This is a genomic window from Pseudoalteromonas sp. NCIMB 1079, assembly GCF_040567695.1.
GTDB classification, from domain to species: domain Bacteria; phylum Pseudomonadota; class Gammaproteobacteria; order Enterobacterales; family Alteromonadaceae; genus Pseudoalteromonas; species Pseudoalteromonas distincta.
The window spans coordinates 2,323,785-2,345,080 of record NZ_JBEWZA010000001.1; the positions used below are offsets into that span (position 1 = coordinate 2,323,785).

General features: G+C 40.1%; 20 protein-coding genes. 7 read left to right on the top strand and 13 right to left on the bottom strand.

All coding sequences use genetic code 11. The annotated features are described in order from the left end of the window. Window position 1: 1 nt before the first annotated feature. From moaB to ABX891_RS10770, 8 genes are all read right to left on the bottom strand, one after another. Window positions 2-541 (bottom strand): molybdenum cofactor biosynthesis protein B, encoded by a 540-nt coding sequence (gene moaB, locus ABX891_RS10735; RefSeq protein WP_165743807.1) that lies wholly within the window; start codon window positions 539-541, stop codon window positions 2-4. Next, window positions 538-1,218, bottom strand: coding sequence for a molybdenum cofactor guanylyltransferase (locus ABX891_RS10740; RefSeq protein WP_354629460.1), 681 nt, complete (start codon window positions 1,216-1,218; stop codon window positions 538-540). Before ABX891_RS10740 ends, moaB begins: the two co-directional genes overlap by 4 nt. 1 nt (window position 1,219) lies before the next feature. After that, window positions 1,220-2,191 carry a GTP 3',8-cyclase MoaA gene (gene moaA, locus ABX891_RS10745; RefSeq protein ID WP_354629461.1) on the bottom strand — a complete coding sequence of 324 codons (972 nt, stop codon included), beginning with the start codon at window positions 2,189-2,191 and terminating at the stop codon, window positions 1,220-1,222. A 16-nt stretch (window positions 2,192-2,207) separates the two neighbouring features. Further along, window positions 2,208-4,904, bottom strand: a complete 2,697-nt coding sequence (locus ABX891_RS10750; protein WP_354629462.1) for a nitrate reductase — start codon at window positions 4,902-4,904, stop codon at window positions 2,208-2,210. 26 nt (window positions 4,905-4,930) lie between these two features. After that, entirely contained in the window at window positions 4,931-6,454 is a 1,524-nt protein-coding gene (locus ABX891_RS10755) for an FAD-dependent oxidoreductase (protein WP_354629463.1), read from the bottom strand. A gap of 227 nt (window positions 6,455-6,681) precedes the next feature. After that, entirely contained in the window at window positions 6,682-7,839 is a 1,158-nt protein-coding gene (locus ABX891_RS10760; RefSeq protein ID WP_354630135.1) for an alginate export family protein, read from the bottom strand. A 44-nt stretch (window positions 7,840-7,883) separates the two neighbouring features. Then, entirely contained in the window at window positions 7,884-9,626 is a 1,743-nt protein-coding gene (locus ABX891_RS10765; protein WP_354629464.1) for a bifunctional protein-serine/threonine kinase/phosphatase, read from the bottom strand. 13 nt (window positions 9,627-9,639) lie between these two features. Next, window positions 9,640-11,109, bottom strand: a complete 1,470-nt coding sequence (locus tag ABX891_RS10770) for a NarK family nitrate/nitrite MFS transporter (protein ID WP_354629465.1) — start codon at window positions 11,107-11,109, stop codon at window positions 9,640-9,642. Between the two features lie 288 nt (window positions 11,110-11,397). Here ABX891_RS10770 and moeB point away from each other — a divergent pair, with 288 nt between their 5' ends. Next, the gene (gene moeB / locus ABX891_RS10775) at window positions 11,398-12,156 is read left to right on the top strand and encodes a molybdopterin-synthase adenylyltransferase MoeB (protein ID WP_354629466.1); all 759 of its coding nucleotides are present in this window, start codon (window positions 11,398-11,400) and stop codon (window positions 12,154-12,156) included. Here the strand turns inward: moeB and ABX891_RS10780 are convergent, their stop codons facing one another. From ABX891_RS10780 to modA, 3 genes are read right to left on the bottom strand one after another with little or no spacing between them, the layout of a single operon-like run. Next, window positions 12,157-13,185 (bottom strand): ATP-binding cassette domain-containing protein, encoded by a 1,029-nt coding sequence (locus tag ABX891_RS10780; RefSeq protein WP_354629467.1) that lies wholly within the window; start codon window positions 13,183-13,185, stop codon window positions 12,157-12,159. A gap of 1 nt (window position 13,186) precedes the next feature. Beyond that, window positions 13,187-13,864, bottom strand: a complete 678-nt coding sequence (modB, locus tag ABX891_RS10785; RefSeq protein WP_002959821.1) for a molybdate ABC transporter permease subunit — start codon at window positions 13,862-13,864, stop codon at window positions 13,187-13,189. Continuing rightward, on the bottom strand, window positions 13,851-14,603 hold the full coding sequence (modA, locus tag ABX891_RS10790; protein WP_354629468.1) for a molybdate ABC transporter substrate-binding protein: 753 nt from the start codon (window positions 14,601-14,603) through the stop codon (window positions 13,851-13,853). The genes modB and modA overlap by 14 nt, the downstream gene beginning before the upstream one ends. A 45-nt stretch (window positions 14,604-14,648) precedes the next feature. Here modA and moeA point away from each other — a divergent pair, with 45 nt between their 5' ends. Then, window positions 14,649-15,866: a molybdopterin molybdotransferase MoeA gene (gene moeA / locus ABX891_RS10795; RefSeq protein ID WP_354629469.1), complete on the top strand. Its 1,218-nt coding sequence runs from the start codon at window positions 14,649-14,651 to the stop codon at window positions 15,864-15,866. A 54-nt stretch (window positions 15,867-15,920) separates the two neighbouring features. On the opposite strand, the gene ABX891_RS10800 is transcribed toward moeA, so the two are convergent. Both ABX891_RS10800 and ABX891_RS10805 read right to left on the bottom strand, forming a co-directional pair. Continuing rightward, the gene (locus tag ABX891_RS10800; RefSeq protein ID WP_354629470.1) at window positions 15,921-16,373 is read right to left on the bottom strand and encodes a lysozyme inhibitor LprI family protein; all 453 of its coding nucleotides are present in this window, start codon (window positions 16,371-16,373) and stop codon (window positions 15,921-15,923) included. A 104-nt stretch (window positions 16,374-16,477) separates the two neighbouring features. Beyond that, window positions 16,478-17,902, bottom strand: coding sequence for a sodium-dependent transporter (locus tag ABX891_RS10805; protein WP_354629471.1), 1,425 nt, complete (start codon window positions 17,900-17,902; stop codon window positions 16,478-16,480). A gap of 189 nt (window positions 17,903-18,091) precedes the next feature. Here ABX891_RS10805 and ABX891_RS10810 point away from each other — a divergent pair, with 189 nt between their 5' ends. The 5 genes from ABX891_RS10810 (at window position 18,092) to ABX891_RS10830 (ending at window position 21,220) form a co-directional block, all read left to right on the top strand. Then, a complete protein-coding gene (locus tag ABX891_RS10810) occupies window positions 18,092-18,394 on the top strand; it encodes a YciI family protein (RefSeq protein WP_039488129.1) in 303 nt (100 codons plus the stop codon). Between the two features lie 162 nt (window positions 18,395-18,556). After that, complete coding sequence (locus ABX891_RS10815) at window positions 18,557-18,814, top strand: PepSY domain-containing protein (RefSeq protein WP_165744345.1); 258 nt, start codon at window positions 18,557-18,559, stop codon at window positions 18,812-18,814. Window positions 18,815-18,817: 3 nt separating this feature from the next. Further along, the gene (locus tag ABX891_RS10820; protein WP_002959806.1) at window positions 18,818-19,492 is read left to right on the top strand and encodes a response regulator transcription factor; all 675 of its coding nucleotides are present in this window, start codon (window positions 18,818-18,820) and stop codon (window positions 19,490-19,492) included. Next, entirely contained in the window at window positions 19,486-20,823 is a 1,338-nt protein-coding gene (locus ABX891_RS10825; protein ID WP_354629472.1) for an ATP-binding protein, read from the top strand. Before ABX891_RS10820 ends, ABX891_RS10825 begins: the two co-directional genes overlap by 7 nt. Continuing rightward, the gene (locus tag ABX891_RS10830) at window positions 20,810-21,220 is read left to right on the top strand and encodes a hypothetical protein (protein WP_165744347.1); all 411 of its coding nucleotides are present in this window, start codon (window positions 20,810-20,812) and stop codon (window positions 21,218-21,220) included. Before ABX891_RS10825 ends, ABX891_RS10830 begins: the two co-directional genes overlap by 14 nt. Window positions 21,221-21,296: the final 76 nt, after the last annotated feature.

Sequence of the window (21,296 nt, forward strand, 5' to 3'; positions counted from 1 at the left end):
ACTATTGCTCACGCGATTCACACTTTTTACCAATGGTAATGTGCGGTACAAAGTTACACGGTTTATGCATTGAGTTAAGTTGATCTTTTATTATGCCTGTCCACGCTGTTTTACATGCGCCTGTAGAGCCTGGCATACAAAAAATAACGGTGTTGTTAGCAAGTCCTGCCAATGCACGAGATTGAATAGTAGAGTTACCAATTTCGCCGTACGATATGTGCCTAAATAGCTCACCAAAACCGTCTACGCTTTTATCAAACAGCGGCGCAAATGCCTCTGGTGTTGAATCGCGCTCAGTAAAGCCTGTACCGCCAGTCACTAAAATAGCATGAATGGTGTCATCGGCTATCCACTGCGATGCCACTGCACGCATTTGGTAAACGTCGTCTTTAACTATGTCTTTATCAGCTAAGTGATGACCAGCTTCAGTTAGCGCTTTAATTAAGTAATGACCTGAGGTGTCAGTAATCGCATCGCGCGTGTCGCTTACTGTAAGTACGGCAATGTTTAAAGGTATTTGTGTATCGCTTGTGTGGCTCATAATGTTCTTCTTAAGTGATTAATGCTTTGGTCAAAATGCTCATTTACAGCTTTAAATTGCGCCGGCGTATTGGTGTTTATTAATGCATGCGTTTTATTACATAAAAGCGTTTGCACACCAATACTTTGGGTAAACTGTTTTATTGATTTATGACTGTTTGCGTTTGTGAGTATGTGTTTTAAATGATTTTTTACACTGCTTGTATTACGAATATACAGCGGTAATGGTTCATTTTCAAAGTGCCAAGCATGTATTTGTGACTGATTTAATTGATTGCTCACACTTTGTACTTTATTTGACTGAGAAGCCAGCACAATTGTGCTTAACAAACTACTCGTAAGTAGAGGCATATCTACCGCAGTAATAAGTAAGTCGTGCTCGGTGGCTATTAATGTTGAGTAAATACCGCCCAGGGGTCCACTATTTGGGTATATATCTTTAACGTACTTTTCTGAGGGATAATCGCTCGGTGAATAATGGTTCAATGACTTGACTGGATTTGTAACGTTGCGACTTATAAGTATGTTTTTAGCGCCTACGTCTTTTAATAAATCACACGCATTGTGCAATAGCGTTTTATTTTTTAAAACTAAATCGGCTTTGTCTGTGCCCATTCTTGATGACTTACCACCAGCAAGCACAACACCTGTAAAATCTCGATTAGCTTTTACTTCCATATTAGCCGCCCAACATAGCTAAGTGAGTTGTCGCACCTGTTAAGCGTTTATCTAGCTCATGGCTTATTTCTTTATTGCCCATAGCGGCTCGAATTGCCTTTACGGTCGCTGCAGTATCGTCCTCGTTTAGTAGTTCGCGTAAATCTATACCTTGCTCGGCAAACAAGCATAAGTGTAATTTACCCAGCGCCGACACCCTTAAGCGATTACAGCTTTTACAAAAATCTTTACTGTACGGCATTATTAAACCAATACGACCATCGTAATCAGGATGACAAAATTCCTCAGCGGGTCCGTTTAGTTTCCCCCTAACGACTTGTAACCAGCCTTGGTAGAGTAATTGGGCTTTAACCGTTTGCCCACTTAAGTGGTTTTCTTCAAAAAAGGTGGCGCCGTCACCTGTTTCCATTAACTCTATAAAGCGAACCGTAACTTTGTGGTGTTTTACCCACGCTAAAAAATCCTTCAATTGGTTTTTATTAAACTGCTTGGCAAGCACTGCATTTATTTTTATGTCTTTTATGCCCAGCTCTACCGCGCGCTCAATCCCTTTTAAAATAAGGGTAAGTTTGTCGTGCCCTGTTATGAGTTTAAACATACTCGGATTTAAACTATCAATGCTGACATTAAGCGCATCAAGCCCTGCTTCTGCAAATTCATCAATTTTATTTAATAAATTAAACCCGTTGGTAGTAATAGCTACTTTTTCTATGCCTGGCGTATTTTTACAGAGCTTTATAATATCGGTTACGTCGTTTCGTAAGCATGGTTCGCCACCTGTAATGCGCACTTTTTTAGTACCTAGCTCTGCAAACGCATTTACCAGCGTGCTAATTTCGTTTTTATTTAAAAAATTACGCGGCGTATCGCACTGATACCCGTTTGGTAAACAATAACTACAACTAAAATTACATACATCGGTTATTGAGAGGCGCAAATAGTTAAACTGCCGACCAAATTGATCATTAAGCATATGCTTCCTTTTTTCTTTACATTACAACCGCAACATCAATGCTGCTAGAACCTGCTTTGTAATGTTGTTTTATTAATTGGCTTAACTGTGTTTTACACGAACCGCAGTTCGTCCCACATTTAAGTTCAGACCCCAATTGCTCGACTGTGTTTGCACCGTTTTTAATGGCGTTTATAATTGGCTGCTCTCTTACTTTAAAGCAGCTACACACTTGCGAGCCTTGGGTAAATTCTTCATCGGGAGTTGCATAAAGCAAAGACTGTAACTGTGTAAAAATCAGTAATGGCTCTGCAAACAAATGGTTTATCCACTCAAGTGATATTTCTTTTTGCTCATTAGAAATAACACCAACGAACGCTAATTGATCGTTTTGAATACACTGCACATGCATGGCTTTTGCCGTATTCATAGCCGACCACTGCCCTTGTAAACCGGTTAAGGTTTGGCAGTAATACAGTAAATCACTTTGTGGCTCATTAAGCGCCAATTGGTAATTAAAGCAATTGCTTGCATTAACTTTGAGCCAAAAATCACTGTTTATAACAAGTTCGTTTTTAGCAAACAGCTGCATATATTGCACAAAGGGTGCTTTAACTATATTAACAGCGCCGTGTTTGCACTCAGCCTGACCAGATAGAGGGTCAACTACCGATTGATACAACCCACTTACTGTTGCTGATGACGCAAATTGCTTATTCCAATGAATAGGCATAAAGCATTCACCTTTTCGCACGGCATCGGTTACTTTTGCATGCGCGGTAACCTGCCCAGTTAGGGCAATTGCACTTATTAAATCGTTTTGTTTAATTGCTAATTTACTGGCATCAAGCGGATTAATTTCAATATACGGGCGTGTAATATGCGATGAAAGCGCAGTGCTTTTACCCGTGCGGCTCATGGTATGCCATTGGTCGCGTATACGCCCTGAGTTCATTACAAACGGGTAATCACTTGATGTTTTTTGCACCGGTAATTGCGGCGTTATGGCTATAAAGCGTGCTTTTTTATCAGCGGTGCTAAATTGGTTATTTGTAAAAACCTGACCATTTTTATAAGGCTGATTTTTAACAACAGGCCACATAATGGGTTTTAAATTATCATACTGATTTTGTGTGAGCCCAACTAAACCAGAGAGATTTAATAATCGGCTGCCGTTATTTTCAAAGTCGGTTAATTGTGCCCATTCTTCAAAAATGCCACTAGGGTCTGTAAAGTCAAACCCTTCAAAGCCCATTTTTTTAGCAACATCGCACATAATTTGCCAATCGTTTTTAGCTCCCGAATAAGGCGCTACTAACGGGCGTTGCCTTGATATTCTGCGCTCTGAGTTAGTTACTGTGCCGTTTTTTTCACCCCATCCGGTTGATGGAAAAGCAACATCGGCAAATTTTAACGTATCACTTTTTGCAATACAGTCAGATACAACCACCAGCTCGCAGGTCTCTAATGCTTTTTTAATAGCGGCGTTATTGGGCAAACTCACCATTGGATTTGTTGCCATTATCCACACTGCTTTTATTTTGCCTGCGGCTATTTCATCAAACATATCGATGGCATTGCTGCCTGCTTTTGTAGCGATAGTTGGCGAGACCCAAAAGCGTTGTACAAGTGATTGATGTGCTTCGTTTTCAATATCTAAATGCGCCGCTAACTGATTAGCCAAACCACCTACTTCGCGCCCGCCCATCGCATTGGGTTGCCCCGTAATCGAAAACGGACCGTTGCCTGGTTTAAGTAATTTACCCGAGGCTAAATGTGCATTAATAATGGCGTTGCATTTATCTACACCCGAGCTTGACTGATTTATACCCATTGAATAAAAGCTAATCGCACTTGGGCTGTTAGCAAATAGCGCGTAAAACTCAGTGACTTGCTCAATTGCTATATCGCAAAAGTCGCTAACTGCCTCGCAGCTCCATTTTTGTGCCTCCTGCAGTGCGCTTTCAAAGCCGTTTGTGTGCTGAGCAATAAATTGCGTATCGAGGTGGTTATGCTCATTTAAATAATTAAGTAAGCCGTTATAAAGTGCGGCGTCACTGCCTGGTTTTATATTTAAAAATGTGTCGGCAAGCTCAGCAGTGTCAGTTTTTCGCGGATCAATAACCACCACTTTCATATTTGGGTTAAGCTGCTTTGCACGCTCCATTCGCTGATACAAAACCGGGTGAGTCCATGCGGCATTAGAGCCAATTAAAATAAGTAGCTCAGTTTGCTCTAAATCCTCGTAAGTACACGGCACTATGTCTTCACCAAAAGCGCGTTTGTAACCTGCCACAGCAGACGACATACACAGGCGCGAATTTGTATCAATATTGCCTGAGCCTATGTAGCCTTTCATTAATTTATTCGCGATGTAGTAATCTTCAGTAAGTAACTGCCCTGACACATAAAATGCCACCGCATCGGGTCCATGCTTTTGTATTATGTCGTTAAATTTATTGGCAACGTGGTCGGTTGCTTCATCCCACGTAACGGATTGGTTATTAATAAGAGGCGACGTTAAGCGGTTATCACTGCCTGTGGTGTCGAGCAAATGGGTGCCTTTTACACATAAACGACCAAAGTTTGCGGGATGCTCTCGCATGCCTTCAAGCTTGGTTGGCACATTATTGAAAAGTGAAATATCAACACCACACCCTACACCACAGTAAGCACATGTTGTTTGTTTTAAACTCGTTTTATTTATAGTTGGTGACGTGTTTGCGGTTGCCATACTGCTCTCTTTTAGTGTGCTTTAATTTATGCGGGCTGTTTTACAGGCTCATTAAGGGTAACTACGTTAATAGTGTTACTTGCTTTAGCGAGTGCGCTGCTTATTACGTTTTGAACGAGTTTTTCACAACCACCACAGCCTGTACTGGCTTTGGTGCTTTGCTGCACACTTGCCAAATCTATGCAGCCTTTAGCCACTGTTTGTTCAATGGTGTGTTTAGTTACTTTATGACAAGCGCAAATAATAGCGTCATCAGGCAAGTCATCGGCGCTTAGCTCTGCTATGTCGCCAGCAAGGGGCATAATGAGCGCTTCGGGGGCGGTGGTAAGTTCAATGTAGTTTAAATGATATTGCAGTAAATTATCGTAATCGCTGGTATCGCCAACAAGTACGGCGCCAATCAGCTTATTACTTTGTGAATTAGTGACTACTTTTTTATAAATGCCATTGGGTTGATCCTCAAAATAATAGCTTATTGCACCTTCGCTGCGTGCATGTGCATCGCCAATAGAGCCCACTTCAACACCCATTAATTTAAGCTTGGTGCTCATATCGGCACCGCTAAATTCATCGGCTTTATTGTCTAAGCCAGTACTTTGCAAAGTACCTTGCTGCGTCTGTTGTAAAATATGCCCAACTGCTATTTTAGCCATGGCGTAACCGGGTGCTACTAAGCCAAAAATAAAATTATTCCATAGTGCACATTCGCCAATCGCGTATATGTTTTTGTCGCTCGTTTGGCAGTGGTTATTAATTACAATACCGCCGCGCTCACCTATCTCTAAATTAAACTCGCGGGCTAAATTATCATAAGGGCGAATACCCGCCGAAAATACAATCATGTCGGTTTCAAGGGTTTTACCGCCTTTAAAACACATTTTGTAACGGCAACTCTCACCCTCTACTATCTCCTCAGTTGCTACCGATGTATGCACAGTAACGCCTAAATTTGTAATTTTGTTTTTTAGTAGCCGACCGCCACCCGCATCAACTTGTACGCCCATAAGTTGCGGTGCAAATTCTATTACGTGAGTCTGTAAACCCAATTGCTTTAATGCGTTTGCAGCTTCAAGCCCCAGTAAACCGCCACCAATTACCACGCCTACTTTACTACCGTGGGCTGAGTTTTTTATTGCGTGTAAATCGTTAATGGTGCGATAAACAAGGCAATGCTCACGATCTTTACCCGGTATAGGCGGTACAAATGGGAATGAACCTGTAGCAAGCACAAGCTTGTCGTATTCAAACAACTCCCCTTTAGCGGTCGTTACAGTTTGTGCATCACGATTTATATCAACCACTTTAGAATGAGTATGAAAGCGTACTTGCCAATCGTCATAGGTTTTATTGCATGTAAGTGCGAGGTCGTCTGCGGTTTTACCTTTAAAAAAAGACGATAGTTGCACGCGGTCATACGCTAAACGGTCTTCACCGCTAAGTACCGTAATCTCAAATTGCTCATCAGCCTGATTTTGAGAAACTAGCTGCTGCACAAAATGGTGCCCGACCATTCCGTTTCCTACCACTACAACACGCTGCTTGCTTAGCATTTACTCACCTTAAAATGATATCTACTTTAGTAATTGACTAAAATTGAAATCGAATGATTTGTTATAGGATTGTTATAGCAATATGTAAGCCAAATATATAAGCATTTAAAATCAGCAAGTTGCCTAAATTGGTGCAGAGGTAAAAAGCATAAAGCCCCACAAGATGGTGCAGTTGCACCATCTTGTGTCGCTATAAATTACAAGAGGATTTTAGAATATAGTGAGGGTTAAAATTTAGCGCTCATCCATACCCATAATTTTTGAGTATCGACTTTATTAGCAGCGGTATCGCCCGCTGAGTAATCAGCGTATTTAACACCCACTGCGTATTGTTTATTAATAGGTTTAACGTATTGTACGTTTAGTTCAGTACCCAAATCGTCAAGCCCATTTGATTGCTCATTAGCATCAAAGCTGTGATAAGCCGCCAGCCATTTTCCGTCAAACGCTTTACCATTTAAGCTTATGTAAGTGTCGTCCAAGCCTTGTGCGGGTGTATTTAAAAACGTATCTGCCCAACCATTAAATTTATGTAACGTGGCAAGCGGTGTTGCAAACCCGTAATCGCCATTATCAGAGCCAAGTGACTCTATGCCAACTTTTAATGTTACTGTTTTTATACCCAACCCATTTATATCCACAGCGCCTTCAAGTGCATAGTAATCGGCATCAAAATCACTCACGCTTGTTGAGGCAGACTGCGTTGCATACTCCGCTTTGTAATAAAATTTTATGTCGTTTAGGGTTTTATTACCGTTAAAAGAAACGCCATAAGTGTCTAAACTGTCGTCTTGTAGTGCATCGTCACTTAATAAGTAACTGTATAAAACCACTTTACCGTAGTCTGTTTTAAAGCTTGCATTAATTAGATGATCGGATGATTTAATGTCTTTATCGTCAGCAAATATGCGGTTACGCTTATTTAAATAACTGTACTGTAAATCTATGTTATTAAATGCGTAATTAATGGTTGCTGCATCAAAGGTTTGTCTGTCTTGGCGCCAACCTACGTGCCCAACAAAACGCTGCCCATCAAGGGCTATTACTTGGCGTCCTACTTTTAGTGATAGACCATCGCGGGCATATTTAACAAAGCCTTGATCTATCTCAGTGTTTTCTGGGTCGGCAATAACAGAGTAATTAGTATTTTTCCCCACCGTATTGTTGTAATCATCTACGCCCAATAGGCTGCGGGTGTCTTCTACTTCAATAAGGGCTGAAAAACCATTCACCTCATCTGTTTGATGCGTTAAGCGGGTTCTAAGTGTTAAGCCGCTTGCATCTTTTAGAGCATTTTCTTGATCAACGCTTTCAAAACGCAGTCTAAAATCAAGATCAGTTTGCGAAGCTTGGCTTATTGAAGGCGCAGTGAAGCAACCCAGTATAAAATAATAGGTAAGTTGTTCTTATAGTTAAGCATTTTAGTTCTCTAAGTTTTAATTATTAATACACATACCAAAGCAATAAATAAACACAGCGAAATACATTTCCACACCATAACTGGATCGCGTTTCATTATTGAACTTTTATTAGCGGTACTTTCTAAATAAGGATTAGGTTTGTTGATATCGTTTATAAACTCAGAAAAAGCTTGGTATCTGAGCTCAGGTTTAGGGGCAAGCGCCTTCATAAGGGCTTGATCTAACCAAAACGGAATATCGGCTCTGTATTTACGAATACTTGTGTAATGCCAATGGCTGTAATCTTTTGGCGCTACGTGGTTAAGAGGCAGTGGTTTATAAGGCAATTTTGAGCACAATAACTCATATGCAATCACGCCAAGTGAAAACAAATCACTTTTAAAATCGGCGTGCATAGTAATAAGTGTTTCGGGTGCGGTGTAGTCGGCAGTACCTTGCGGGCAATCATCCGCAATTTGTTTAACCGACTCGTCCATAGCCGCAACACTTACTGTGCCGTAATCTATTAGCGTTACTTTACCGTGCGCATCTATCATTACATTATCGAGTTTTAAATCGCGATGCACCATATCGAGTCGCTGAAACGCCCTTAGTGCATGTACTATTTGTTCAATAATACTGCGTACCTGGGTTATTTCAGGGTGCGGCACGTCGTGCTTCCAATCACTGAGTGTTTGCCCGTCCATGTACTCACAAATATGATACAAAAAACGACTCTGCGATTGCGTACTTAGCACTTTCATCACGTTTAAATGGTTTATGCGTTGCCCTACCCAGCCTTCTCTTATAAAGCCTTGAAGGTAGTGCACATCGTCTTCAAAATTAACCGAAGGTGCTTTTAAAACCACTGGCGGTATATCGGGCGCTTGTTGCACTAAATAAATGTGCGAGCGACTACTGGCATGTAATTTACGAATAACCGTGTAGTCATCAATTTTTTGCCCAATATTAAGCGCAGGTGGAATTTTTCGTCGTGTTAGCGAATGGTAAAGTTCATCTAACTTTTGCTCGGCAATATTTTCTACTTTTACCAGTAAACAACTTACGTTGTCGTCACTGCCTCGCGCTAATGCAAGTTCGGTAATTGCTTTAGCTGCATTTTCTAAATTAGTGTGCTCGTTAATTAGTTTTGCTATATCGCTGTTTGGGAGCACATCGTGTACGCCATCGCAGGTTAATATATAAATATCGTCTGCTTTTAGGTCAACTTCGTATACATCTATTTCTTGATGAAGTTGTGCGCCAAGTGCACGCGTTAGGGTATCGTTTACTTTGTGATCCCGTGTTATTGCCTCTATTTTATTTCCTCGCAAGCGAGTAATACGCGTATCACCTAAGTGAAATATATAACCCGTTGCCGACTTTAAAATAAGTGCTGTAAAAGTCGTCATCCAATCGGCTTGGCGCTGACCTAAGTGATTGTAATTAACTGATTGCGAATACAGCCACTGATTTAAACTCGCTAACACCTTCGACACTGACTTTTTAACCGCCCAACTTTCGGGGGTATTTAAATACTCATTTATAAAATGAGTAACCGAAAGTTGAGACGCTTGTTTAGCATTTTTTGCTGATGAACACCCATCGGCTAAGCAGGCAATAACGCCTTTAGACTCTTTTTCTTGCGCTTTGGTATTAAGAGCTGCAAACGCATCTTGATTTTCTGCTTTTAACCCTTTAGCACTGTGCCCGCCAAATGAAACGTTGAGTTCATTTTTTAGCGATTTAGCGTGGAGTGTTTCATCAAACATAGTCAATAATGCCTTAAGTCACTGAAATAAGTTCAACGGTGCCGTCTTCATTTACTTCGGTAATATGGCCATCTGGTTCTTTCATAAAAAACAGTGCAGCTAGACCAAGTAATGCACTACCCGCAATAATGAAAAAGAAAGTTTGATAATCAACAAGTGACAATGCCGTTAAGTACACTACTGCACCTACATTACCGTAAGCACCTGTCATACCAGCTATTTGCCCAGTTAAACGACGCTTAATTAGCGGTACTGCGGCAAATACAGCGCCTTCACCAGCTTGCACAAAGAACGAACACGCCATAGCCGCAACAACTGCAAGCCATAAAGGCCAAGATGCATCAACCAAGCCCATTACAAAATAACCAACAGCAAGACCCGTTGTAAGTACAATAAGGGTAATACGACGACCTAATTTATCTGAAATCCAACCGCCACCAGGGCGAGATGCTAAGTTCATAAATGCATAAGCAGAGGCTAAAATACCCGCGTAGACCATATCAAGCGCAAATACATCCATAAAAAATAGCGGTAACATAGATACAACCGCCAGCTCAGAACCAAAAGTTGTAAAATATAAAATATTTAAAACAGCCACTTGCTTAAACTCATAACGATGCGACTCAGGTACAGGCTCTTTAAAAATATGACCATTTACGTCAAAGGTTTTATACACTTCGTAAATATAAAGCAGAACTAAAAAAGCATACACGGCAAGTACAAAGTTAGCCGAAATTAGGTTAGCACCGGTTGGTGAAAGCTTCCAAGTAAGTAATGCTAGTGCACCATACATAGGGATTTTCATAATAAGAAGTAATACAAAGTCGCCTTTACTGGTTACTTCCATTGCGCCTACTTTTTTAGGCTTAAAGTATGTACCGCCTTTTGGTGTATCGGTTACATTTAAGTACCAAATAATACCAAATATAACGCTTAATACACCCGTTAAACCTACAGCGTAACGCCAACCATCTTCGCCACCAAACATAAGTGCAATAATTGGCAATAACATAGCCGCTGCTGCTGAACCAAAGTTACCCCAGCCGCCATAAATACCTTCCGCTATACCCAACTCATTAGCAGGAAACCATTCACTCACCATACGAATGCCCACAACAAAGCCAGCACCAATAAAGCCTAAAGCAAAACGCGCTATTGCGGCTTGCTCAAATGTGGTTGCCATAGCAAACATAAAACATGGAATACTACAGCTAATAAGGAGTGCCGCATAAACAATACGGGGACCAAATTTATCGGTTAGCATACCCACCACAACACGCGCTGGAATAGTTAACGCTACATTTAAAATTAGTAATGTTTTAACTTGTGCCATGGTGATCCCAAGTGAACCCGCTATGGCACCTAATAAAGGAGCATGGTTAAACCATACAAAAAATGACACAAAAAAGACCATCCAACTCAGATGCAATACTTTCATTTTTCCGCTAAACGATATTAGGTTAAACCCAGAACTCGGTTGCATGTTTATTTTCCTCGTAAACGTATTATTGTTTTATTAATGCCCCACCCTTTTATATGAGTAGCAGCCCAATGTTTGTTAAATTTAAGTTAACCCGATATAGCAATTACTGAGCCACTAATTAAAATCCATAAATTTCATATAGTTACATGGAACAGTTGTTTTTATACATTATAGTTGCACTATATGAGTGAAGGGCTCTGGGTTGTTAGAGTGCAAATAAAAAGCGTTACTACTTGCTCTTGGATTTAACAACTTGGTATTGTTCAAAAAAAGGTTGAGATTTTAAAAATGCAAAAACCACCATTAACTTACCAGCAGCAACTGCGCTATTCTCGGCACATTATGCTCCCGCAGCTTGATATAGACGGACAAGAGCGACTATGGCAATCGCATGCTTTAATTATTGGTGTGGGTGGGCTTGGGTGTGCGGTAGGTCAATACTTAGCGGCATCTGGCGTTGGCACGCTTACCTTAGTTGATAACGATGAAATAGACGTGACCAACCTGCAAAGGCAAATACTGTATAAAGAAAGTGATATTGGTAGCTCAAAATGCAGTGCTGCTAAAAAACAGCTTAACGCGCTTAATAGTGAAATAGGCATAAACACCATTGAGGCATTTTTTGATGCAAGTACCTCTACAGAACAATTATTTAATAACATTGATATAGTGATTGATTGCTCAGATAACCTAGCAACGCGCAATGCACTTAATAGCGCCTGTTTTAAAGCTAAAGTTCCGCTAGTGTCAGGCTCTGCAATACGTATGGAAGGACAAGTCGCGTGTTTTACTATGGATGAAAACAGCCATTGTTATAGCTGTTTATCGCAATTTTTTAGTGAACAAACACAAAGCTGCTCTGAATCCGGCGTGCTTTCCCCTATTGTGGGGCTAATAGGCAGTATTCAAGCTACTGAAGCGCTAAAAATGCTTGCTGGTTTGCCCAGCGGCTTAGACAAACACTTATTGCTGGTGGATGGTTTAAGCATGGAGTTTAATCGTTTTAAAATAGCTAAAAACAGTCAATGTGCGGTGTGCAGCATTTAGTTATTCTAGATTACTGATTGTTGTATAAAGCACATCGCCCACTTTAAAGTCGTTTTTGTCCCACACTCGCCTTGAAGCCAAGCAATACAAAGTTTGCCCGTCTACATTAAGCGTTAACTGCCACTTATTATTAATAAGCTCAGCCTGAGTTAATACCGACCTTAAAACATTACTGTGCGTTGTTTGCTCAGGCTTTAACGCACTAAACGACATTTGCTCACTTTCTATAATTAGCTTATTACTGCTATCTACAAGTGCAGGAAGCACAAAAAGCGGTTGCTCACTTTGCTGTAATTGCAGTTGATATAGTCCGTAGTCTTCATCAAATTTAACCACATCGTAATTAATTAAGCTCAGCGGTGTTTGCCTGTCGTTTGCGTAAATAGCTTTTGCAACGTGCGCACTTGCACCTTGGTTTATCACCTTACCTTTATCAAGCTGAATAAGGGTATCGCAGCAAAATAGCAGCTCTTTTAATGAGTGACTTACTATTATAAATTTAATATTAAACTTAACTGCAAACTCGCTAAGTTTAGTGAGCGTTTTAAAACGCAATGACCAATCAAGCGCACTAAAAGGCTCATCAAGCATTATAAATTTTTGGCCGGCAAGCAAAGTGCGCGCAAATACTACACGTTGGCGCTCGCCACCCGATAAGCTTTGTACATCACGGTTTAGTAAGTCTTGTAATTCAAGTGTTTTAACAACGTATTCTAGCGTTAAGCTGGTTTGTTTATTCCCGCAGTGTTTTTGTGTAAACGCTAAATTACCTGCCACATCTAAATGAGGAAACAACGGGCACGATTGCAACTGAAGCGTAATACCGCGTTTATCGCTTGGCAACTCATGCACTGGCTGATTGTTTACATAAACACTTTTTGCAGGCTCTAAACCGCTAATACAACGCAGTAATGTTGACTTACCCGAGCCAGAAGGCCCGTAAACACCCAATACATTAAACGACTCAAGCTCAAGGTTTATATCTAAATCAAAATTATTGAGTGCTTTAAAAAGGCTTAACTTAATCATGTTATTGCTTAACCCCTACAATGCTTTTATTAAACTTAAATAACAGCACTAAACAGGCAAACGAAATAGCCAGTAAAATAAGTGAAAGCTGATGCGCCGCCGTATAATTTAACGATTCAACATGGTCATAAAGCGCAATAGACACCACCTGTGTTTGCCCCTGAATATTACCGCCAATCATTAATACCAAACCAAACTCACCCAATGTATGCGCAAAGCCTAAAGCAAATGCGCTACCAATACTGGGTTTTAAAAGCGGAATAATTAAATGCACAAAACGTTTAAACGGGCTTAACCCAAGCGCAATGGCTGCTTCGTTATAGGTTTGATTAATATGTTTAAACCCAGCCACAAGCGGCTGCATTACAAAAGGCAGTGAATAAAAAAGCGAGCCGATAACCACGCCCTGAAAACTAAACGCAAGCTGCGTACCCGTTAGCCAAAACCAAAACTGCCCAAAAGCGTGATCAGGCGAAAACAAAACAAGTAAGTAAAACCCTAATAACGTAGGCGGCAGCACTAAAGGCATTGCAATTAATGCCTCTAAAAATGGTTTAAATTTACCGTTATAGCCAGCAAGCTTGTAAGCCAGTGGAATACAAAAAACAAGAAGGAGCACTGCGGTTATAAAGGCAAGTTTTATAGTTAACCACAGCGCGGTTAAATCACTTTGAAGCATTGTTGTCCTTTATTCTGTAACCTAATTCAATTAACTGCTGCTGCGTAGCGTCCATCATTAAAAATTGCATGAGTTGCTTAGCGCTAGCACGCTTTTTAGTCGAGCTAATAATAACGCCTTGTTGAATTATATCGGGATATTGATTGGTAGGCAGCACGGTGTAATCTAAATATTTTTGATCTTGCGTGTTACTGTAAGCTGCCTTTAGTGATGAAACAGCCACCAGCCCTATTCCTACATTACCACTTTCAACAAACTGAAATGCATGCGTAATATTATTACCGTACACATAATTTACTGGCTTTTTAAAATGGTTATTAGCGTAGTGCTCTGAGGCACGCCCGTATGGTGAAAAACGTGGATTAGCAATGGCTACTTTATCATTTACTTTTTCAGCTTTGGGTTGCCACAAAGCAAGTTCGCCTAACGCGTAAGTGATTAAGCTACTTTGCTCGGCATAGCCTTCTTTAATAAGTGATTGCGGTCGAAAATCGTCGGCCGATAAAAACACATCAAATGGCGCGCCATGCACTATTTGCGAATATAAAACACCGCTAGAAGCGGCTGATATTTTTACGTCAACATTAGGTAATGGGGATTTTTTTAGTAGGGTTTCCAATACAGTTTTAAAATTACTCGCTACGGCTACTTGCAGCGTTTCTTTTGCGTTTACGCTGCACGACAGTATGCATGCTACACACAAAAAATAACCCAACCATGTATTGTAAAGCTTTGACATTATAAGTATTGTTTCAAAATAAAATGATTTAAGTAAGCAATATATATGAACGATGTTTGCAATGCACCCGGTTTATTGCCAATTGAAACTGCAATACAAAATATACTTGGCACAATAACGCCTATTAAAGACGTTGAAACCATTTCTATAATGCAAAGCGTTGATCGCGTTTTAGCAAGCGATGTTAAGTCAACTATAAACGTACCCGCTCATAACAACTCTGCAATGGATGGCTATGCGCTGTGTATTTCAGATAAAAGCTTAACCTACACACAAGTAGGCAGCGTGTTTGCAGGTCAAGTTTTTGAAGGAACACTTACCCCAGGGCAATGCGTAAGAATAATGACCGGCGCCGCCATTGCACCTGGCGCTAACGGCGTTGTAATGCAAGAAAACGCCTCGGTTGATGGCGATAAAATTACGTTTACCGCGCAAGCAGAGTTAAATGAAAACGTGCGTTTTGCTGGCGAGGATATTGCTATAGGCGACGTTATTTTAAAAGCAGGTGATAAATTAAAAGCCGTTGATGTGGGATTATTGGCATCTTTAGGAATTGCCAATATAGATGTGGTAAGAACCCTAAAAATAGCCGTGCTTTCTACAGGCGATGAGCTAATTGAACCTGGTCAGCCGCTTAAACAAGGCGCTATTTTTGAAAGCAACCGCGCTGTTATTATTAGTGCGCTGCAACAAAAAAATATAGACGTGCTTGATTTAGGAATAATCCCTGATGACAAAGAACTCATTACTAATGCATTTTTGAAAGCGAACGAACTTGCCGATGCCGTAATAAGCTCAGGCGGTGTATCGGTTGGTGAAGCCGACTTTACAAAAGAAGTGCTCAACGAAATTGGCGAAATTCACTTTTGGAAAATAGCCATGAAACCAGGTAAACCTTTTGCCTTTGGTAAATTAAGTAACAGTTACTTTTTTGGCTTGCCAGGTAACCCTGTGTCGGCTGCTGTTACGTTTAATCAGTTAGTAGAGCCTGCACTGCAAAAGCTGTCGGGTCTTGGTGACGTAAACCCTAAAATGCGCTTTAACGCTGTTACTACATCCGTCATTAAAAAGCGCCCTGGCAGAGCTGACTTTCAGCGCGGTACTGCAACAATTAACGAGCAAGGTGACTTGGTAGTTGCCCCGTTTAATAAACAGGGCTCGGGTGTACTTTCGTCGCTTAGTAAAGCTAACTGCTTAATTGTAGTTCCGGTGCAAAGCGGCAATATCGAAAAAGGCGCAACAGTAAGTATTGAGTTGCTATAAAGCCTAAAATGCTACAGCTAACTGTATAATTTAGCTGTAGCGCTGCTGCAAACCTTAAAATATTTTTATATTTAATGTTTGAATTAAACAATTTAACTTTTCGCTACGCCCTACAAACTCTTCCTTACTTAATCTATTAACGCACTTCAGCGCGTTTTTAGTCGCAAAGTATCTATCATAACTTAGGCTTCTTTCGCATTTAACACTATACGTTGAGGGCCAAGAGCCACCTGCCCCCGTTGCTATGCCAACAACGTTACATGTAGCGTCTATATACTGCTCCCATGCTTTTATTTGTGCTTTAACTGCATCAACTTGGTAACCATCAGTTAGTTGCGGGTAAATTTCATCCATCATTTTACTGATTTTAATTTTGTATCTATTGCCCTCTAAATTATAAATTTTGCCAGTGTGCATTGCACCGCCTTCTGGCCAACCATCATCGCTTTGTGCAAATGCGCCAAATGATGAAATAGCAAAAGCAAACCCAATAATAATTTTATTCATTTTTAAATCCTTTTAACAGATACCTGTAGAAACGCTCATAAAAAATGCCGCAGAGCTTAGCTGAGCGGCATTATATTATTCAATAAGCTTTTAAAGAGGTCTATTTAAAAGCCAAATATTTTTAAGTGGAAAAACTTAGTCGCCACTGTATTAATAAATATCACAGCTAAAATAACAGGAATAAACGTTGAAAGTGAAAAGTTAACGTACTTTTCCATAAAGCTTCCCGCATAATTAGGCGAACCTAAGCTTAGCTCTTGTGTTAAGCGTGCTTTTTTCCAGCGGTACATTACAAACAAACACACCATTAACCCATTAAGCGGTAAAATTGTGTCGTAAAATACATCAACAATAATATCAAAAAAGCTCTTATTAACGCCGCCGTAGCTTGTCACTGATGTAAGGCTGTCAATCATACCAAACGACGTTGTACATAAAATAGTAAGTACACCGGTTGAAAGTGTAAGAATGCCCAATGCTTTTTTACGGCTAATACCTTTGCGGTCACTTAGGGTTGCTGTTGGGACTTCTACTATTGAAACAAGCGAGGTAATTGCTGCAAAAAATACTAATAAGAAGAACGAGAATGCAACAATAGATGCACCTACATAGCCAATATCATTTTGCAGTGCTAATAAAATTTTAGGTAGGTATACAAAAATCATCGATACAGACGAGTCAGAAAGTGCTGCAGGGTCTGTATTTGGATCAAAACTAAATATAGCGGGCAGCACCATTAAACCCGCTACAAACGCAACGAGTGAGTCAGTAATAGCAACCATTTTAGCGCTACTTACAATGTCATCCTTTTTAGAAATATACGACGCGTAAGTCATTAAGATACCCATTCCCAAAGATAATGAGAAAAACGCTTGGCTTAATGCGCCATTTAAGACACTTGCATTCATTTTAGAAAAATCAGGAATAATATAGTATTTAACCCCAGCCATTGCGTTATCAAGCGTTAATACATAAATAACGAGGGCAAGCAGCATAACCAATAAAGCGGGCATTAAAAACTTAGCGGCTTTTTCTATGCCCTGCTTAACACCGCCTAATAAAATTAAGTTCACCATAATAACCACAACGGCCATATAACCAAACACAGTGTAACTATTGATAAAAACACCAAAGTGGCCGGGATCAGCTAATAAATCTAAATTACCTAGGCCTGTTTGCGTTAAATAGCCAAAAATCCAAACCGTAATTACCATATAAAATACAGCAATCATAAATGGTGTAAGCACGGCTAAAAAGCCTGCAAACTTCCATTTTTTATCGTTATTTGATAATAGCTTATACGAACCAAGTGGATCTTTTTGAGCGTTACGACCCATTGCCATTTCAGCCATCATGACTGGTAAACAAATGAATACGACAAATAAAGCGTAAATTAATAAAAATGCGCCGCCGCCATTTTTAGTAGCAGAAACCGGAAAGCCAACTAAATTACCAATACCTACAGCCGAACCTGCCGCCGCTAATATGAATCCGAGACGGGAACTAAATCGTTCTCTATTTTCGCTCATGCTTGAAACCTTTTTATTATTTTGTATATTTCAGCGACTCTACCAGTGTTACACAGAGATTTTCAAGCAATTACAGTGTAAAAATAAAATCGATGTGTAAACCTGTGTAAATACGCTTTTAATTCACCAATTTTCAACGCTGTGGTAGTATTGCGTTAATCAAATTTAACAATTTTTATGAGATTACTTATGTTGTACATGATTCATTCAACAGACGTTGAAAATAGCTTAGAGCTTAGAAAAGCAGCACGCCCTGCACATTTAGCGCGCCTTAGTGAGCTTGATTCTCAAAATCGTTTACTTACCGCAGGTCCGTTTCCGGCAGTCGATAGTGAAGATCCTCAAGAAGCAGGTTTTACCGGTTCATTAGTTGTTGCTGAATTTGAGTCAATTGAAGCCGCTCGAGAATGGGCAGCAGCTGACCCTTACGTTGCCGCTGGCATCTATGAAAATACAGTTGTTAAACCTTTCAAAAAAGTGTTCCCTGCTTAAAAGTGTATTAAACCCTAAGAGCGTGCGTTGCACTGTAATTCAGGGTTTGTTCACAAGATTTTAATTAAAATTACTGAGATAAAAGCGAATTTAGCGTTTTTACTTGAATTTTAGTAACTTAGTTAATTAAACTAAGTGGGTCTGGTCTAGGAGTTTTCCATTATGCGCGTATTATTAAGCCTCGGTTTTATTGCTTGTGTTAGCTTAGCTAACATTGCTCAAGCAGCGACGGCCACCCAAGCATCTCATGCTGAGGTGGACAAAAAGAAAGCCGTAATACTTGCAAAGAAAACAATAGGCGGTAAGACCTTAAAAATTACCGAAAAAACAGATTTTTATACCGTACGAATACTCAAATCTGACGGCCACGTCGTTGATTTACATATAAATAAAAAAACCGGCGAAGTGAAAAAGGATTAACAAATGCGAATTTTAGTTATTGAAGACGATTTACATTTAGCAGATAACCTACGTAATGCTTTAGAAAAAGAACGTTACAGCGTGGATTTATGCCACGACGGTGAAGCAGGTCTTTTCCACATTACAGAATACCCGCTTGATATGGCCGTAGTTGATTTAGGTTTACCTAAAATAGACGGTATTGAGCTAATCAATAAAGCACGAGCACAAGGCATTACTATTCCTATTTTAATCTTAACAGCGCGCGATCGCTGGCAGGACAAAGTAGAAGGTTTAGATGCAGGTGCTGATGACTACCTTACCAAACCATTTCATGTTGAAGAACTTATTGCACGTTGTAATGCATTAATTCGTCGCAGTGCTGGTAAAGCAAATCCAGAAATGACTGCGGGCCCAATTAAAATTCATACACGTTCACAACAAGTATGGGTTGATGATAAAGAGCTTAGCCTTACAGCTTACGAATATAAAGTACTTGAATACTTAATGGTAAATCCGCAGAAAGTAATTTCTAAATCAGAACTTACTGAGCATATTTACGACCAAGATTTCGATCTTGATTCAAACGTAATTGAAGTATTTGTACTACGTTTGCGTAAAAAGCTTGACCCTGATGGTGTGCTAAACCCAGTAGAGACACTACGTGGGCGTGGTTACAGGCTTAAAAGCCAGTGGTAATACCGCAAATATCGTTAAAAATAAGGCAAGGATTTATCCTTGTCTTTGTTTTATTAGTCGCGCTCCCTATCTTATTTTATTCAATTGGCAAAGCGTATTACGCTTCACTTGTTGATGCGACAGAAAAAACTCTCGAAGCACAGCTTTACTCGCTAATATCTGAAGTCGACTTTACTGAGCATGGTATTATTATGCCCAGCACTATTTTAGCGCCTGAGTTAAACAGATTAAATTCAGATACCTACGCAATGATTTACCGCGATAATGACCCTGTTTGGAACTCAGAATCGGCTGTAAACTTAAACTATGTACCAGAGCAAATAGAAACCAAAGCCGGTGCTGCCGATTTCAGGCGCGTGGAGTATAATAACACCGCGTACTGGCAACTTAGCCTGACTGTAATTTTAAATAACATAGATCAATCAGAACAAGCTCGCTTTATATTAGTTAAACGTAATGACGCTCTACTTCGTTTAATGGATGGCTTTAAGCAAACCCTTGTAGATTGGATGTTTATAATGGGCATTGCAATTGCAGGCCTGATGGCGATTGGTTTTATTTGGAGCGCTCGCCCACTCCAAAGACTCGATAAAGAAATAAAAGCAATTGAATCGGGTGATATTCAAGAAATTAAAGGCCTCTACCCTGTAGAACTGCAAACAATAAAAGCAGACCTGAACTTGCTACTTGAGTCTCAACAACGCCAAAAAGAGCGTTACAGAGCCTCATTAAGCGACCTTGCTCATGCACTTAAAACACCGCTTGCGGTGCTAAAATCAAGTCCATTGGCAAACGATGCCGATGCACAAGAACAACTCGACCGAATTAATGTGATGATCGAGCACCAATTAAAGCGTGCTGCAACCGGTGCATCAGACACCTGGAAAAAACAAACACCTATTAAGCCAGTACTCGATTCAATACTCAGTGCTATGGCAAAAGTGTACCGTGATAAAGACATTATTTTTACCTGCACCGTAACCGAAAAAGATTACTTTTTAGGTGACCAAACAGATTTAATGGAATTACTTGGCAATCTGATTGATAACGCCTGTAAAGCGTGTCGCTCACAAGTAGCAATACAAGTTATTCAAAGCAAAACTTTGTGTATTGGAATTAGCGATGATGGCCCTGGCGTACCAGAGGATAAACGTGAATCTCTACTTACACGGGGTACTCGTCTGGATACATACGAAAGTGGACACGGCGTTGGGATGGCAATTGTATCTGACTTGGTTAAGTCCTATCGCGGTACACTTACCATTACAGAAGCTGATAACTTAGGCGGCGCTCAATTTATTTTAGAGTTTAATTACAATGACAAAAAGTAACCATTTATTACAACTAACTGCCATTGTGTTATTAGCTTCAAGCCAATACAGCTTTGCAGATGAGGCATGTACTTTAGCCGCTAAAGCAACAACCGATGAAGCTAAGCGATATATTCAATGCCTAGATAGCCAAATTGATAAAGCAAAACAAGCACAAGGCAGTTGGATACAAAAGCGTAAATATGAGCTCACTAAATCACAAGAAAGCACAGGCAATACGCAAGTGCTGCCGTTATTTATGCGCAGCATTAAAAATAATGAAAAGTACCTTGAGAGCGCCTGCCAATGGCGTTACTTAATAAAACTTCCTAATGCGACAACCGCAGCCATTAGCTATAAACTGTGTGAAATTGAGCTTATAAATCAATTTACAGAATCACTAAAACACCCATTTTAACGTAACTTAAGCACACTAAACTAGTTACGTTTCTTTACTCGTTTCCTTTAGCTTACTTGACAATTTATTAATATCA